The organism is Amycolatopsis sp. NPDC005961 (genome assembly GCF_040629235.1).
In the GTDB taxonomy this organism is placed as follows: domain Bacteria; phylum Actinomycetota; class Actinomycetes; order Mycobacteriales; family Pseudonocardiaceae; genus Amycolatopsis; species Amycolatopsis camponoti.
On sequence record NZ_JBEXVF010000013.1, the window covers coordinates 142,578 to 158,441 of the forward strand.

Annotated in this window: 15 protein-coding genes; 8 read left to right on the forward strand and 7 right to left on the reverse strand. The window is 71.3% G+C overall.

Translation table 11 applies throughout. The annotated features are described in order from the left end of the window. Positions 1-32 precede the first annotated feature (32 nt). Entirely contained in the window at positions 33-518 is a 486-nt protein-coding gene (locus ABZ342_RS15025) for an Lrp/AsnC family transcriptional regulator (RefSeq protein WP_155545332.1), read from the forward strand. 107 nt (positions 519-625) lie between these two features. Beyond that, entirely contained in the window at positions 626-2,929 is a 2,304-nt protein-coding gene (locus ABZ342_RS15030) for a pyruvate dehydrogenase (protein ID WP_360473043.1), read from the forward strand. Here the strand turns inward: ABZ342_RS15030 and ABZ342_RS15035 are convergent. Next, entirely contained in the window at positions 2,922-3,515 is a 594-nt protein-coding gene (locus ABZ342_RS15035; protein ID WP_360473046.1) for a hypothetical protein, read from the reverse strand. The two genes, ABZ342_RS15030 and ABZ342_RS15035, sit on opposite strands and share 8 nt — an antisense overlap. Positions 3,516-3,689: 174 nt before the next feature. Here ABZ342_RS15035 and rlmN point away from each other — a divergent pair, with 174 nt between their 5' ends. Further along, the gene (rlmN, locus tag ABZ342_RS15040) at positions 3,690-4,796 is read left to right on the forward strand and encodes a 23S rRNA (adenine(2503)-C(2))-methyltransferase RlmN (RefSeq protein WP_360473049.1); all 1,107 of its coding nucleotides are present in this window, start codon (positions 3,690-3,692) and stop codon (positions 4,794-4,796) included. A 32-nt stretch (positions 4,797-4,828) separates the two neighbouring features. Further along, positions 4,829-5,095: a hypothetical protein gene (locus ABZ342_RS15045; protein WP_155545336.1), complete on the forward strand. Its 267-nt coding sequence runs from the start codon at positions 4,829-4,831 to the stop codon at positions 5,093-5,095. A 64-nt stretch (positions 5,096-5,159) separates the two neighbouring features. Here the strand turns inward: ABZ342_RS15045 and ABZ342_RS15050 are convergent, their stop codons facing one another. From ABZ342_RS15050 to ABZ342_RS15075, 6 genes are all read right to left on the reverse strand, one after another. Continuing rightward, on the reverse strand, positions 5,160-5,957 hold the full coding sequence (locus ABZ342_RS15050) for an arginine deiminase-related protein (protein ID WP_360473052.1): 798 nt from the start codon (positions 5,955-5,957) through the stop codon (positions 5,160-5,162). A gap of 92 nt (positions 5,958-6,049) precedes the next feature. After that, the gene (locus tag ABZ342_RS15055; RefSeq protein ID WP_155545338.1) at positions 6,050-6,196 is read right to left on the reverse strand and encodes a hypothetical protein; all 147 of its coding nucleotides are present in this window, start codon (positions 6,194-6,196) and stop codon (positions 6,050-6,052) included. A gap of 84 nt (positions 6,197-6,280) precedes the next feature. Next, complete coding sequence (locus ABZ342_RS15060; protein WP_360473055.1) at positions 6,281-6,763, reverse strand: hypothetical protein; 483 nt, start codon at positions 6,761-6,763, stop codon at positions 6,281-6,283. Between the two features lie 297 nt (positions 6,764-7,060). Continuing rightward, positions 7,061-8,386 (reverse strand): helix-turn-helix domain-containing protein, encoded by a 1,326-nt coding sequence (locus ABZ342_RS15065; RefSeq protein WP_360473058.1) that lies wholly within the window; start codon positions 8,384-8,386, stop codon positions 7,061-7,063. A gap of 203 nt (positions 8,387-8,589) precedes the next feature. After that, positions 8,590-9,804 carry an MFS transporter gene (locus ABZ342_RS15070; RefSeq protein WP_360473061.1) on the reverse strand — a complete coding sequence of 405 codons (1,215 nt, stop codon included), beginning with the start codon at positions 9,802-9,804 and terminating at the stop codon, positions 8,590-8,592. Between the two features lie 232 nt (positions 9,805-10,036). Continuing rightward, a complete protein-coding gene (locus tag ABZ342_RS15075) occupies positions 10,037-10,333 on the reverse strand; it encodes an antibiotic biosynthesis monooxygenase (protein WP_196425526.1) in 297 nt (98 codons plus the stop codon). 208 nt (positions 10,334-10,541) lie between these two features. Here ABZ342_RS15075 and ABZ342_RS15080 point away from each other — a divergent pair, with 208 nt between their 5' ends. The 4 genes from ABZ342_RS15080 (at position 10,542) to ABZ342_RS15095 (ending at position 15,811) form a co-directional block, all read left to right on the forward strand. Then, the gene (locus tag ABZ342_RS15080) at positions 10,542-11,927 is read left to right on the forward strand and encodes an AlkA N-terminal domain-containing protein (RefSeq protein WP_360473064.1); all 1,386 of its coding nucleotides are present in this window, start codon (positions 10,542-10,544) and stop codon (positions 11,925-11,927) included. A 19-nt stretch (positions 11,928-11,946) separates the two neighbouring features. Continuing rightward, the gene (locus tag ABZ342_RS15085; RefSeq protein WP_360473067.1) at positions 11,947-12,771 is read left to right on the forward strand and encodes an isocitrate lyase/phosphoenolpyruvate mutase family protein; all 825 of its coding nucleotides are present in this window, start codon (positions 11,947-11,949) and stop codon (positions 12,769-12,771) included. A 161-nt stretch (positions 12,772-12,932) separates the two neighbouring features. Then, positions 12,933-14,108, forward strand: a complete 1,176-nt coding sequence (locus ABZ342_RS15090; protein WP_360473070.1) for an acyl-CoA dehydrogenase family protein — start codon at positions 12,933-12,935, stop codon at positions 14,106-14,108. A gap of 35 nt (positions 14,109-14,143) precedes the next feature. Continuing rightward, positions 14,144-15,811 (forward strand): ABC transporter substrate-binding protein, encoded by a 1,668-nt coding sequence (locus ABZ342_RS15095; RefSeq protein WP_360473073.1) that lies wholly within the window; start codon positions 14,144-14,146, stop codon positions 15,809-15,811. Positions 15,812-15,864: the final 53 nt, after the last annotated feature.

A 15,864-nucleotide genomic window follows, 5' to 3' on the forward strand; every position in this document is an offset into this window, starting at 1 on the left:
CGACGAAGGACCTGAACTGAGAAGATCGGGCCGTGCCCGAAACCATCGACGAGATCGACGCGCGCCTGCTGGAAGCGCTGGGGGAGGACCCGCGGTCCACGGCGGTCGCGCTGGCCGAGCGGCTGGGCCTGTCCCGCAACACCGTGCAGGCCCGGCTCGCGCGGCTGGAGCAGCGCGGCGTCCTCGGGTCGTTCGAACGCCGCATCGACCCGGCGCGGCTGGGCTACCCGCTGCGGGCGTTCGTCAACGCGCAGGTCGACCAGCGGCGGCTGGCGGAGATCGCCGACGCGCTCTCGACCATCCCCGAGGTCACCGAGGTGTGCGGGCTGACCGGGGCGAGCGACCTGATGGTGCAGGTGGTGGCCGTCGACGCCGATGACCTCTACCGCATCGCCGGGCGGATCCTGGCCTCGCCGGGGGTGGAGCGGACGAACATCTCGCTCGTCATGCGCGAGCTCGTTCCCTACCGCCTGACGCCCCTGCTTGAGCGCGTGCATTCTGCGCACCCGGAGGCCTGAGCCGTCCGATTCCCGTGTGCATTCTGCGCACTCGGCGGGGCATCGGTTGTGCGTTGCGTCCACCAGTGGTGTCCTGGTGTGCGCTTCCTGCACGAAAGGTGTCGACGATGACCCAGACCACCCCGGCGGCTCAGGCGACGGGCACGCTCGCCTCCATCGAGCAGCGGGTGCTGTGGCTCGCGACGGCGATCGTGCACCAGGCCAACCGCGTCCGGCCCAACCCGTCCGGGCTGAAGGTCGGCGGGCACCAGGCGTCGTGCGCGTCGCTCGTCTCGATCATGACGTCCCTGTGGTTCCGGCACCTGCGTCCCGAGGACCGCGTCTCGGTGAAGCCGCACGCGTCGCCCGTGCTCCACGCCATCAACTACCTGCTCGGCGAGCTGGACGAGGCCTACCTGCCGACGCTGCGCGAGTTCGGCGGCCTGCAGAGCTACCCGAGCCGCGCCAAGGACCCCGACCCGGTCGACTACTCGACGGGCTCGGTCGGCATCGGCGCGACCGCCCCGATCTGGGGCGCGCTGGCCCGCCGCTACCTGACCACCCGGGGCTCGAACGCCGGCACCGGACGGCAGTACTCCCTCGTCGGCGACGCCGAGCTGGACGAGGGCGCGATCTGGGAGGCCATCCTGGACCCGGGCGTCGCGGAGCTGGGCGAAATCGTCTGGATCGTCGACCTGAACCGGCAGTCGCTCGACCGGGTCGTGCCGAACATCGCGGCCGGGCGGCTGCAGGGCATGTTCGACGCGGCCGGCTGGCAGGTGCTGACGCTGAAGTACGGGCGGCTGCTGGAAGAGCTGTTCACCCGGCCCGGCGGCGCCGAGCTGCGCGCGCGGATCGACGCGATGCCGAACCCCGAGTACCAGCGGCTGCTGCGTTGCGACGCGGCCCAGGTGCGCGACCGGCTGCCCGCGGGGAACGCGGCTCTCTCCGAGCTGGTCGCCTCGCTCGACGACGAGACGCTGCTGGCCGCCATCCGGAACCTCGGCGGCCACGACCTCGGTTCGCTCGACGAGGTCTTCGCGTCCATTTCGGACAGTCGCCCGACGGTGATCTTCGCCTACACCGTCAAGGGGCGCGGTCTCCCCACGCAGGGGCACCCGCAGAACCACTCCTCGCTGCTGACCGTCGCGCAGATGGAAGAGCTGGCGACGTCGCTCGGGACTGACCTCGCTTCGCCGTGGGAGGGCTTCGCATCGGGCTCGCCTGAAGCCGCGTTGTGCACTGAAGTTGCTTCGCGCCTTCGCCGTCCCGCTGTCCCTTCGGCGCCTTCGCTGGAGCTGCCGGTCGATATCGGCCGGACGCCGTCCGGGACCGCGACGACGCAGGCCGCGCTGGGCCGCGTCCTGCTCGACCTGACGCGCGAAGCGCCCGAAGCGGCGAAGCGCGTCGTGACGGTCAGCCCCGACGTCAGCTCGACCACCAACCTCGGCGGCTGGGTCAACAAGGTCGGCGTCTGGTCCGCGACCGAGCGCCGCGACTGGTTCGACGACGATCCCGAGACGATCATGCACTGGCGGGAGAAGCCGACCGGCCAGCACGTCGAGCTGGGCATCGCCGAGACGAACCTGGTCGGCCTGCTGGGCGAGCTGGGCGCGACCTGGAGCCGCTGGGGCGAGCCGCTGCTGCCGATCGGCGTCATGTACGACCCATTCGTCGAGCGCGCGCTGGAGCCGTGGTCGTTCGGGATCTACGCGGGCGGCCAGTCGATCCTGATCGGCACGCCGTCCGGCGTCACGCTCGCGCCGGAGGGCGGCGCGCACCAGTCGATCACCACGCCGTCGATCGGCATCGAACAGCCCGGCTGCGTCAGCTACGAACCGGCGTTCGCGATCGACACGGAGTGGACGCTGCTGGCGGCGCTCGGCCGGCTCGGCAAGCCGGGCGGCACGTCGTCGTACTTCCGGCTCTCGACGCGGCCGGTCGACCAGACCCTGGCCGACGTGCCCACGGACCCGGCGGCGCGCGAACGGCGCCGCCGTCAGGTCGTCGCGGGCGCGTACCTGCTGCGTCGCGCGGCTTCCCCGGCGGTCACGCTGGTGGCGATGGGCGCGCTGGTGCCGGACACCCTGGCGGCGGCCGAACGGCTGGCCCAGGTGGGCGTCGAGGCCGACGTCGTGTGCGTGACCAGCCCGGGCCTGCTGTTCGAGGCCCTGCAGGCCCGGTCGGGCCGGGGCAGCGGGGAGTCGTGGATCCTCGACCAGGCGTTCCCGGCGTCGCGGGCGAAGCCGCTGGTCACGGTGCTCGACGGCCACCCGCACACGCTGGCGTTCCTGGCCGGGGTCAACCGGGTGCCGTCGGTCGCGCTGGGCGTCACGGGCTTCGGGCAGTCCGGGTCGCTGGAGGACGTGTACCGCCACCACAGCATCGATGCGGACGCGATCATCCGGGCCGCGCTGGACGTCGTCAGCTGAACGTCGCCGAGGCGAGCATCGCGTCCATCTTCGCGTCCCAGTCGGCCGCGGACCCGTACTCGACCACGAGGATCTTGCTCGTCGGCAGCCACCACATCCGGACCTGGTTGTTCCGGGTCGCGTCCTCGCAGGTGACCTGCCACTTGCCGTACTCGGCCTTCTTCGGGCCGATCGGCTTGAACCCGGAGTCGAGCAGGTCGCTGCCGGTCGCGACGGGGGCGTCCCCGGGCGGCGAGGTGGCGGTGATGCACGTCGGGACGTCCGTGCCGGTGTACCAGCCGAAGGGCCGCTTCGCGCTGGGGAGGTTGATGGGCGCGTTGGGGTCCGAAGTGGCTTCGCGCAGGTCCAGCAGCCGCGCCCGGCAGACGGCGCTGCCTTCGGCGACACAGCCGTCGAGCAGGCCGTCCTGGCTCTTGCCGGTGTACGTCGCGCCGGCGGGCAGGGCGACGCGCATGGTCGCGACCTCGACCTGCGGCCCGGCGACCTTGGTCACGGTCGGGACGGGCTGCGCCTGGCCGGCGGTGGAGGTGCTGCAGGCGGCAGCGCCCAGCACCAACGCGACGGCCAGGAGGAAACGGCTCCGCACGGGTTCACCTCTTTCGTCCGCTCTTGGACTCACGACCGCCCCGGCCGGTTTCCCGGGCGATCGACAATCTAGCCAGGCGTCCGGACGCGGTGTCGTCCAGGCGGGTGACCTGGCGTACATCCGGCGAGGGCGGCCCGGGCGGCGGCTTCGGGCCCATGGGACACTGGTTCGGTTATGACTGCCCTCCCGCTCGTCTTCGACGCTCCCAAGCGCGGCCTGCCGCCGCGCCACCTCGCCGACCTCACGGTGGCCGAACGCGCCGCCGCCGTCGCCGAGCTGGGGGAGAAGCCGTTCCGCGCGAAGCAGCTGTCGAACCACTACTTCTCGCGCCTGACGGTCGACCCCGCGGAGATGACGGACATCCCGGCGGCGTCCCGCTCGCGCCTCGTCGAGTCGTTGATGCCGACGCTGCTGACCGAGGTCCGCGCGCTGGAGGCCGACAACGGCGCGACCCGCAAGACGCTGTGGCGCGCGCACGACGGCACGTTGCTGGAGAGCGTCCTGATGCGCTACCCGGACCGCGCGACGCTGTGCATCTCGAGCCAGGCCGGCTGCGGCATGGCATGCCCGTTCTGCGCGACGGGCCAGGGCGGTCTCGACCGCAACCTGTCGACGGCGGAGATCGTGGACCAGGTCCGCTCGGCAGCGGCGGTCATGCGCGACGGCACGATGCCGGGTGGTCCCGGGCGGCTGTCGAACATCGTCTTCATGGGCATGGGCGAGCCCCTGGCCAACTACAAGCGTGTGGTGGCGGCGGTCCGGCGGATCACCGATCCGGCGCCGGGTGGTTTGGGGATCGGTCAGCGGTCGGTGACGGTGTCGACGGTGGGTTTGGCGCCGGCGATCCGGAAGCTGGCGGACGAGAAGATGCAGGTTCGGCTGGCGGTGTCGTTGCATACGCCGGATGACGAGCTGCGGGACACGCTGGTGCCGGTGAACGAGCGGTGGTCGGTGGACGAGGTTTTGTCCGCGGCTCGGTACTACGCCGATACTTCCGGGCGTCGGGTGTCCATTGAGTACGCTTTGATCCGGGACATCAACGACCAGCCGTGGCGGGCGGAGCTGCTGGCTCGCCGGTTGCGGAAGCATCTGGGGCAGTTGGTGCACGTGAACGTGATCCCGTTGAACCCGACGCCGGGTTCGAAGTGGGACGCGTCGCCGAAGCCGGTGGAGCGGGAGTTCGTGCGGCTGGTGAACGCGGGCGGGGTAGCGTGCACCGTGCGCGATACGCGTGGCCAGGAGATCGCCGCTGCTTGTGGTCAGCTGGCTGCCGAAGGCTGAGTTTTCGTTTCTATGATGGAGTGTTTGTCGTGATGTATGCCCCCAGCCTGCTGGATCCGGCTGCGGAGTCGTTGAAGCTGGCGGACTTCGTCGGCGCGACGGATGTCGCCCGTGAAGCGCGGACCCTGCTCGGTGAGCGGTTCAGCTCGGTGACGTTCATGTACGTGCTGATGCGGGCGTTCGAGGTCGAGTACACGGCGGCGTGTGACGCGTCGCGGTGGCACGAGTTCCACGGCGGCCCGCGGGCGTTGTCGGATGCCGATCTGGAGAAGCTGCTCGCTCCGTGGCTTGATCGCTGATCTTCGCGCACACTCGCACGAACGCGATGCCTGGCGAGAGTCACCCTCGCCAGGCATCGGTGCGTCAGGCGGGGTTGTCCAGCGTCAACGCCGTGCAGCGGATTCCGCCGCCGCCCTTGCGGAGCTCCGTTGTGTCCAGCTCCGTCACCGTCAAGCCGAGCGAGCGGAGGTCCGCCGCCAGCCGGGGTGCTCCCGCGGTCATCGTCACCGTGCGGCCGTCGCTGATCAGGTTGAGCGCGAACGCCGCCGCCTCGGCCGGTGCCACCTCGATCAGCTCCACGCCCAGTCCGCGCAACGTCCGCAGGCTGGGTGCGTCCAGCGCCCACGGGTTGTAGGCCAGCAGGCCCGGAGCGATCACCGCCACCGCCAGGTCCAGGTCGTACCACTGGGAACTCGTCGTGCGCAGCGGCACGATCTCGTAGTCCAGGTGCCGCGCCAAGGTGCGGAACGCGCGGATGTCCGTGCGCTGTCCGTGTGCTGCCAGCAGCAACGGCCCGCACGCCAGCGCGTCACCCTGTCCGCTGAACGCGTACCGCGTCGAAGCCACTTCGAACTCGTGGGACTCCAGCCACGCCCGGTGGTGCGGCGTCTCGGGAGCCCGCTCGGCGGGCAGCGTCGCCAGCACCGCGCGGTTTCCCCGCACCACGGCCGCGTTGGCGGTGTAGGTCATGTCGGGGCACGCCGGGTCCGCGTCGACGAACTCGATCTTGCGGCCCGCCGCCAGGTGCGCTTCCACGATGTTCTCGTGTTCCACGATGGCGGCTTCGAGGTCGGGCTGGACGTCGACGTGCATGTACGGGTTGATCTCGTAGTCCACGCGGAAATACCGCGCGGAACACATCAGGAGTCGTTGGTGGGTCATGGTTCACTCGATTCGTCGGAGTGGGCGGGCGGTCCGGGGCGGGGGAGAACCCCGCCCGGGAGGCGCGCGGCCGACGAAGCGAGCGAGCCGGGTCAGCCCAGGCCGCGCAGGCGGAACAGCTCGATCGTCATGAGGTAGTCCGGTTGCGACCGGGCCGCGTCGATGCGCTGCGCGACCGTCGTGGCCGACGGGGCCGGACGCAGGGCCGCGCTCACCACGCGCACCAGTTTGGTGATCATTGCTTCTTCCTTTCTCCGGGGAACTCGGGGGAAACCCAGGGTGCCGGTGCGCGGGGCCACCGGTCTGGCCAGATCCGGACAGCTTCATCGGGTGGCGTTCAGGAAGCCGATGACGACCGCGCCCCACCAGCACAGCTGCGAAACCGCCGTGGTGAGCCCGCCCCGCACGAGCAGGCGCACGGGGACCGGGCCGTCGACGAGCGCCATGCGGTGGCCCAGCACCGTCGCGTGCACGCCGTTGACGGCGAGGACGCCGACGAGGCACAGCTTCACGATCGTCGCGGCGGAACCGAGGTCGGGGGAGAGCAGCGCGCCGCTCGCCACCAGGCCCGTCAGCCCGCCCCACACCAGCAGGTGCAGCCGGGACGCGCTGCGGACGGCCTCGGCGAACGGCACGCGCCCGAGTGCCCACAGGGCGAAGAGGTAGTCCGCGACGAGGACCGCGCCGAAGCCCAGCACGAGGGACGCGAGGTGCGCGAACAGCGCGATGTCGTGCCACGCCGTGTTCGGCCGCAGCCGCGTCGACAGCCAGATCGCGCCGGCGAGGAGCATGATCGAAGCAGACATGGCGTAATAGGCCGCGTAGCGTCGGTGAACACCGAGCCCCGGCGGACGCGGGGCGGGCGGGATCCGTACCGGGATGCCGTTGTCGAGCATGACCTGTCCTTCCGGGAAATCCGTGGGGGAACGGGTTCCGCCGGAACGACCGGTGCGTCCGACCTGCCTGCGTCAGCGGGAAACCCGTGCTGTGCTGATTACAGGCCATCGCGGACTTGGCTGGGAGCGTTGTCCGCAAAGGACAATCAATCCCGGTCTTTCGGGGAGAAGACAGGGGCGGCGGCGCCGTTGCCGGGCCGTCCCGGGCTAGGCGGACACGGGCCCCGCGAGGGCCGAAAGGTCGTGTCCGCCGGCTTCGGCGGTGCTGAGCACGAAGTCGCGCACCGGCGGGGGCACCCCGCGACCGTCGAGGTACGGGTCGGCGTGGGTGAGCAGGCCCGCGTCGGCGATCTCCTCGACGAGCTCGTCCAGTGCCGCGGTCACCGCGTCGAACCCGCCGGGAGGCGTCCGCGCCAGCTGCTCCAGCAGTTCCCGCGCGGGCGCGCTGAGCGTGCGGTAAGCCGACTCGAAGGAGTCGCGCAGGGAAAGGTCCCCGACGCTCAGCCAGTCCGCGCTGTTGCCGTTCAGGCGCCACTCTTCGACGACCCGCCGCAGCGTCAGCCGCGGCCGCGAGGCGATCTTGCGCAGCGCCAGGTCGAGCGCGAGCGGCAGGTCGCCGCACAGCTCGGCGAGGCGGTCGCAGTCGGGACCCGCGGAGACGGCGACGTGCGGGAGCGCCGTGGTGATCATCGCGATCGAGTCGCCGCGCGGCAACGGGGTCAGCTGCAGGCGGTGGACGTCGCGCAGGCCCAGCAACCGCTTGCGGCTGACCAGCAGCGTCGTGCTCGTGGTGGTCTCGGCAAGCAGCGGGCGCACCTGCTGCTCGTCCTGGACGTTGTCCAGCACGACCACGAGCCGGCGTTCGGCCAGCAGCGTGCGGTACAGCCCCGCCCGGTGGTCGAAGGTGCCCGCCAGCTGGTCGTCGTCGACGCCGAGCGCCCGCAGGAAGCCGTCGAGGACGTCGGTGGGCGCCGGTGCGGGTGGAGCCCCGCCGCTGTGGCGCAGGCCGCCTAGGTCGGCGTAGAGCTGCCCGTCGGTTTCCTCCGCGGCGATCGAGTGCGCGTAATGCAGCGCGAGGTCGCTCTTCCCGACGCCGGCCGGGCCGCTGATCACCAGCGGGGTGTCACGGGGCGACCGCAGCCAGGCCAGCTCGGCCGTGCGGCCGGTGAACCCCCGTGGTCGTTGCGGTAGCTGCGCCGGGTGCGGTGCGCCGCCCCGTCGCTGGAACAGGGTCGGTCTTCTCTTGCGCCCCCCGAACGGAGACTGCGTATAGCCGCTCGTCGCGACGTGCCAGTGCCGGCGCCACGCCTCGTCGTCGCCGCCGCACGCGGCGACGAACGCGAGCGTCACCTGCAGCGACGGCATCCGGTTGCCGCTCGCGGCGCTCGAGAGCACCGACGACGAGAACATCGCCGACCGGGCCATTTCCCGGTAGGTCGGGTTGCCGGCCCGGGCCCGCAGTTCCCGCAATTCCCGGGCGAACTGGGTCGCGATGCCACCGGACGTGTTGACGGGCTTTTCTGGTCTGCCCATGTGATTCCCCTTCCCCTCACTTACTCAGCGTCGCTCTTCGCGCCCGGTGTCTCTTCCGCTGTCTGGCGGTCTTGTTAGCCCGTTCGTGCATTGCTCTGACGCTTCGTGGATCATTACCGGTGCTTATTTACGTCATTCAGGTGAATTGCGGCAACACTCGACGGCCGCCCGCGTGCAGCGGACGGCCGTCGGGGTGGCGGAGCTCAGGGGGTGGCGGGGCGGGCCGTCATGCCGAGCAGGGCGCACAGCGCCGCGACCAGGCCGAGCGCGCCGCACAGCCACCAGACGCCGTTGCCGAGCGCGACCCACGCGGCGACGCCGAACAGCGGGCCGAGTGCCATGCCGAGGCCGAAAGTCGCCTGGTGGGCACTGATGTAGCGCGCTTTGACCGCGGCCGGGAACGTCGAGGGGTAGGCGAACATCGTCGGTCCATTGACCATGATCCCGAACACGAACACCACCGTGCACGCGACGAGCGCGACCGCCGAGCCGCCGCTGAGGCCGAAACCCGCGACGCCCAGGCCCATCAGCACGGTCCCGGCGGTGGCGGCGACGTGGCCCGGCCAGCGCGTGACGAAGGAGGTGATCTTCAGCTCGCACAGGATCAGCACGGCCGACGCGGTCACGAGCACGACGCTGTAGAGGCCGGCGGAGTGGCCCTCGGAGGTGATCTTCAGCGGCAGCGAAACCGTGTACTGGACGTAGATGACCGACCCGATCAGCACCGAGGCCAGGAAGAACCAGAAGCGTCCGTCGCGCAGCAGGGCCCCGTACGCGGCCCGGGTTCCGCTCTCCGCCGGCGCCTGCGCTTCACGGCCGACGCGGAGGTCGGGCAGTAGCCGGCCGGCCAGCACCGCGTAGAGCAGCGCGGTCGCGGCGTCGAACCACAGCAGGAGGTTCCAGTCGAGCAGGATCAGCCCCGCCGCGATCAGCGGGCTGAGCGCCGCGCCGAGGTTGAGGGCGATCCGCATCATCGAGAAGCCCATGACGCGGTCGGAATCGGGCAACAGCTCGCTGAGCAGGACGGCGGCCGCGGGCCGGTAGCTCTGGGTCGCGAGGCCCGCGAGCAGCAATGCGGCCAGCAACGGGACGAAGAGGCCGGGACGGCCGAAGAACGGGACGAGAGCGAGGATCACGGCCGAACCGGACATCGCGGCGGTGATGGTGGCGCGCGGGCCGATGCGGTGCACCAGCTCGCCGCCGGCCAGGCCGCCGAGCACCGAACCGATGCTGTACGCGGCGATGGCGATGCCGGCCTGTCCCGCGGAGAAGCCGCGGAAGACCAGGTACAGCACCATGAACGTCTGGACGAACGCGCCGAGCTGGTTGACCAGCACACCGCCCAGCAGGTAGCGGACGGGCGTCGGTGTCCGGCGCAGGACGGCCAGTACGCCGGCGGGTTTTTCGGTGGTGGTCACGGCCGAGCCTCCAGGGCGTGCGAAGGGGGGTGCCGCACCTCGGTCGGGTGCCGGCTTCTCCATTGCAGCGGCCTGGCCGGTTGACCGGCAGAGTTGTTTCCACCGGAAAATCAATTCCCGCGTGACGTGGACTACGCCGGTAATCGGAGCGTAACGCCGTTGTCGCGGAATTCGTCTTACCCGCGCCCGGCCGGACGCGGCGATTGCTGCATCCGGCCGGTAAGCGGGGAAATCAGAGCCCGACGACCAGTTCGTGGTCGATTTCGACGAACTCGGTGATCAGGTCGGCGAACTTGCCGGAGATCAGTTCCTTGTAGGCGGCCGAGCCGGTGTGCGCGTCGTAGGCGGCCTGGTCGGCGAAGTGCTCGACGAACAGCAGGAAGTCCGGCTTGGCGGGGTCGCGGTACACGCGGAAGGACAGGGTGCCGTCCTCCTGCCCGGGGCCGAGCGGCGCGAACTCGTGCACGAGCCGCTCGGCCTCGGCCTGCTTGCCCGGCTTGAGGGGGATGGGGAACACCTTCGCCAGCATGGGAAACCTCTCGGTAGTGCGGTGCTTGTCCGGCGACCACTCTGCCGAGCGCGCGCGCTCGCGTCCGGCCAGATCCGGACACGTCTCTGCTGACTCGGGGCTTCGTCACCCGGCCCCCGCGGGAAAGTCTTCTCCCGGGGTGCGGACCTGCGCGGTCATGTCCGGATGTGGCTAGCGCCGGCCGGGGCTGATCCCCTACACCTGGGACATGACGACTTTTTCGGCCGTGGTCACGACCGGCATCTACTGTCGTCCCGGGTGCGGGGCGAAGCCGCTCGCGGAGAACGTGAAGACGTTCGAGCTGGCCGCGGAGGCCGAGGCGGCCGGGTTCCGGGCGTGCCTGCGCTGCCGTCCCTACCGCGTCGCCGGCCCGGTCGGCGCGGACGCGCCGGAGCTCGTCTGCCGCGCGGTGCAGCTGATCATCGCCGGGGCACTGGACACCGGCACCGAAGCGGAGCTGGGCCGGCGGCTGGCGGTGTCCCCGCGGCACCTGCGCCGGCTCTTCCACGACCACCTCGGCGTGACGCCGGACCAGCTCGCCCGCTCCCGTCGCGCCCACTTCGCCCGCCGCCTGCTCGACGACTCCGACCTGACCGTCGCGGACGTCGCGTTCGCCGCCGGGTTCGGCAGCCTGCGCCAGTTCAACCGGGACATGAAGCTGGTCTTCCGCGCTGCGCCGGTGGAGCTGCGCAACCGGCGGCGGCGGACCGACCGGCTCGCCGCGGACGGCGGCCTGATGATGCGGCTGCCGTTCGCGCCGCCGCTGCACTGGGAGGCGCTCAGCGCGTTCCTCGCCGAACGCGCGGTCCCCGGCGTCGAGTCGGTGCAGGACGGCGTCTACCGGCGCACGATCAGCCTCGACGGCGAGGCCGGCGTCATCGAGGTGCGCCGCGGGGGCGAGGACCACCTGCTGCTGACCGCGCACATTCCGTTCTGGGAGGGCCTGATCCACGTCGTCGACCGCGTCGGGCGGATGGTCGGGGTCGACGCCGACACCGCGCCCGCCGAAGCCGCCTTCGCCGACGATCCGGTCCTGGGCCCGCTGCTGCGCAAGCGGCCTGGCCTGCGGGTGCCGGGCGCCTGGGGCTTCTTCGAGGTCGCGGTGGAAGCCGTGCTCAGCCAGTACGGCGTCCGCACGCGCGTGCGGCGGCAGCTGGCCGCGCTCGTCGAAGCGGCGGGCCAGCGGGTGCCGGGCCTCGAGCACGGCCTGACCCACCTGTTCCCCTCGGCCGAGACCCTGGCGCAGGCGGACCTGGAGGGGGCCCGGCTGCCCGCCGCGACCGCGCGGACGCTGCGCGCGTTCGCCTCCGCCGTGGCCGCGGACGAGACCCTGCTCGACCCCGGGGCGAGCCTGGCCGACTGCACCGCCGCGTTGACGGCGTTGCCCGGCATCGAGCAGAGCACCGCCCAGCAGATCGCGCTGCGGCTGGGGCACGCCGACGCTTTCCCGGCCGCCGAGCGCACGGTCGAGGCCATGCTGCTCGACCACGACGTCTTCGCCGCCGCCGGCCGCCTGGCCGCCGCCTGGCACCCGTGGCGCGCCTTCGCCGCCACCCACCTGATCGCCGCCGGTGTACCGACATCGGCCGCCTGAACACCCAGAAGGAGAACGGATGTCTGCCACCCGGCTCGCCGAACGGCTGCGCGCCCTGCACACCGACCACACCTTGGTGCTGCCGAACGCCTGGGACGCCGCCAGCGCGGCCCTCATCGCGCGGGCCGGCGCCCCGGCGATCGCCACCACCAGCGGCGGGGTCGCCTGGTCCGCCGGGCGCCCCGACGGGCACGGCCTCACGCGCGAGGAGATGGCCGAGCTGGTCGCGCGGATCGTCCGCGTGGTCGACGTCCCGGTGACCGCCGACATCGAAGGCGGCTACGGCCCGTCCGAAGCCGACGTCGCGGCGACCGTCCGCGCGATCATCGAGGCGGGCGCGGTCGGGATCAACCTCGAGGACTCGACGGCCCCCGGCGGCCCGCTGTTCGACGTCCCGGCCCAGGTCGGGCGGGTCCGCGCGGCCCGTGACGCGGCGACCGCGGCCGGCCTGCCCGAGCTGTGGATCAACATCCGCACCGACGTCTACCTCTTCGGCGTCGGCGAGCCCGAAGGCCGCCTGGACGACGTCCTGACGCGGGCGGGCGCGTACGCCGCGGCGGGCGCGGACAGCCTGTTCGTGCCCGGCCTGATCGACCTGGAGACGCTGCGCGTCCTGGTCAAGGAGAGCCCGCTGCCGGTCAACGTGATGGTGTGGCCGGGCGCCCCGACCGTGGCGGAGCTGGAAGCGGTCGGCGTCCGCCGCATCAGCGTCGGCACGGCGATCGCGCAGGGCGCCTACGCGGTCGCCCAGCGCGCCGCGGTGGAGCTGCTGGAGCACGGGACGTACACCGCGCTGGAGGGCGGCCTGGACTTCGGCGCCCTCAACAGCGCCGTGACCGCCTGATCTTCCCCCGGACAGGGCCGCGACGGATCTTCGTCGCGGCCCTGTCTACTTCCGCGGTGCACCCCGTTGATTTTCCTTGGTGGACAACCGTTTCCATCAATTAAACCGCTGGCTTCAATCACTTCCACGACCGAGAAGAAGACCTCGAGGGAAGTGATGTGATGACCGTAGTCGAGCCGCTGCCGGTGCGTCCGCCGGAAACCGCGGTGGAGATCCTCGCCCGGGCCCAGGCCCTCGCCCCGGTGCTGCGCGAACGCGCCGAGGAGATCGAACGGGCCCGGCGGCTGCCCGCGGACGTCGTGGATCTGCTGCGCGGCACCGGAGTGTTCCGGATGGGGTTCTCCCGCGCTCACGGCGGACCCGAGCTGACGTCGATCGAGCAGACCGAGGTGATCGAGGCACTGGCCTACGGCGACGCCGGGGCCGCGTGGTGCGCGATGATCGGGTCGGACACCGGCCTCTACGCCTCGTTCCTGGACCACGCCGTCGCCGAAGAGATGTTCCCCAGCCTGGACATGGCGACCGCGGGGCTGCTCTTTCCCAACGGCCGGGCGGAAATCGTCCCGGGCGGCTACCGCTTGACCGGCCGCTGGCAGTTCGGCAGCGGCGTCACCCACGCCGACTGGGTCGTCTCCGGAGCGTTCCTGTACCGCGACGGCGGGCCCGTGCACGACTCGATCCTGCTCATGGTGCCGAAGGCGGACGTCGAGGTCCTCGACACCTGGCACACCACCGGCCTGGCGGGCAGCGGCAGCTGCGACTACACGATCACCGACGTGTTCGTCCCGGCCGAGCACACGTTGACGTTCGCCGAGGTCCGCGGCGGCACGGGCCCGCTGGCCCAGCCCGAGGTGCACATGCGGAACATGCCGGGCGTCGCGCTCGGCGTCGCCCGCGCCGCACTCGACCACGCCACGGACGCCGCCGTCTCCGCGGGTCGCGAAGACGACTACCGCACGCAGACCACGATCGCCGACTGCGAAGGCGACTTCGCCGCGGCTCGCGAGGGCGTCTACGGCGCTCTGCGGCGCCAGCACGAAGTCCTGTCCGCGGGCGGCTGCCTCGACGACCTGACCCCGCGCGAGCGGGCCGCGCTCCCGCTGTCGCGGCGGCACGCGTTCCGCACCGCCCGGGCGATCGTCACCCGCCTCTACGACCTCGTGCAGACCACCGCGATCTACCGGCCCTCGCCGCTGGACCGGTGGCTGCGCGACACCACCACGATGTGCCAGCACATCGTGGCGCAGGACCGGATCCTGCAGACCGCCGGCGCCCACCTCCTCGGTGGCCGCCCCGCGTTCCCGCTGGCCCTCGGCATCACCTCCAGCCGGCGCTGACTCCACCCCCACCCCACCGAAGAAGGAAGACACCCATGCGAAAGCTCCGGGCCGCCGTGTGCGCGGCCGCCGTGCTGGCCGTCACGCTCAGCGCGTGCAGCACCCCGAGCGGCACCACCGCCGCTCCCGCGCCGGACGGCGCCGCCGCGCCCGCCGGCGCGGCGAACATCGACCGCGACGCGGTCATCAGCTACAGCGAGACCGAACCGGCCAGCCCGCTCGTGCCGGGCAACACGACCGAGGTCGGCGGGATCAGCGTGCTGGGCACCCTGTTCCGCGGTCTCATCGAGTACGACGCCAAGACGGCCGCCCCGCACAACGCCGTCGCGGACTCGGTCACCACCACCGACTCCAAGGTGTGGACGATCAAGCTGAAGGACGGCTGGACGTTCCACGACGGCACGTCCGTCACCGCGAAGAGCTTCGTCGACGCGTGGAACTACACCGCGTATTCCCCGAACCTGATGGCCGGCGCCAGCTACTTCTCGCACGTCGTGGGCTTCTCCCAGGTCAACAACGCGACCGCGGACGGCAAGCAGCCGGCGGCCCTGCCGGCCGCCAAGACGCTGTCGGGCCTGAAGGTCGTCGACGACAGGACGTTCACCGTCACGCTCGACGCGCCGTTCTCGGAGTTCGGCGTCCAGCTCGGCTACGCGGCGTTCTTCCCGATGCCCGCGAGCTTCTTCGCCGACCGCAAGGCGTTCGAGGCGCACCCCGTCGGCAACGGGCCGTTCAAGTTCGACTCGTACACGCCGGGCAAGGACCTCGTCGTCAAGCGGTTCGACGGCTTCTCCGGCGCGCAGAAGCCGAACATCGGCGGCATCGACTTCCGCTTCTACACCGACCTGGACAAGGCCTACGCCGACGTCCTCGCGAACAAGCTCGACTTCCTCTCCTTCACGCCGTGGACGTCGACCCAGGGCGGCAAGATCAAGAAGGACCTGCCCGACGACCGGCGCAAGACCTACACCTACCTCGGCTACCAGGCGATCGCGTTCCCGCTGTTCGACAAGCGCTACGAGAGCCCGCAGTTCCGCCAGTCCATCTCCATGGCCATCGACCGGAAGGCGCTGATCCAGCAGGTGTTCAACGGCGGCCGCACGCCGGCCGACGGCCTGGTCGCCCCGAACGTCCAGGGCCACCTGGACAACCAGTGCGGCGAGCTGCGCACCTACCAGCCGCAGAAGGCCAAGCAGCTGTTCGACGCGTCGGGCTTCCAGGGTGACATCGAGCTGACGTCGAACATCGACTCCGGCAACCAGGAGTGGATGGAGGTCATCTGCAAGCAGATCCAGGCTTCGCTGGGCCACACCTGCAAGTTCACTCCGCAGACGACCCTGGGCGACTTCCGCAAGCAGCTGAACAACCGGACCGTCACCGGCATCTACCGCTCGGCGTGGGTCGCGGACTACCCGTCCATCGAGAACTTCCTCAACCCGCTGTTCCGCACCGGGGCGGCCTCGAACGTCGGCCAGTACTCGAACCCGAAGGTCGACGACCTGCTCAAGCAGGCCGACGCGGCGCCGTCGCAGCAGCAGGGCCAGGCGCTCTACCAGCAGGCCGAGAAGCTCGTCCTGCAGGACATGCCGACCATCCCCATCTGGTGGCAGTCCGGCACCGCCGCCTGGGCGTCCCGGCTGCGCAACGTCCAGCCGACCCAGTTCCGCGAGCTCGACCTCTTCAGCGTCACCGTCAGCAAGTAGCTCCGTGCGGCGCGCCGCGACCCGGCGCGCGCACGTCGATCAGGAAAGAAGTA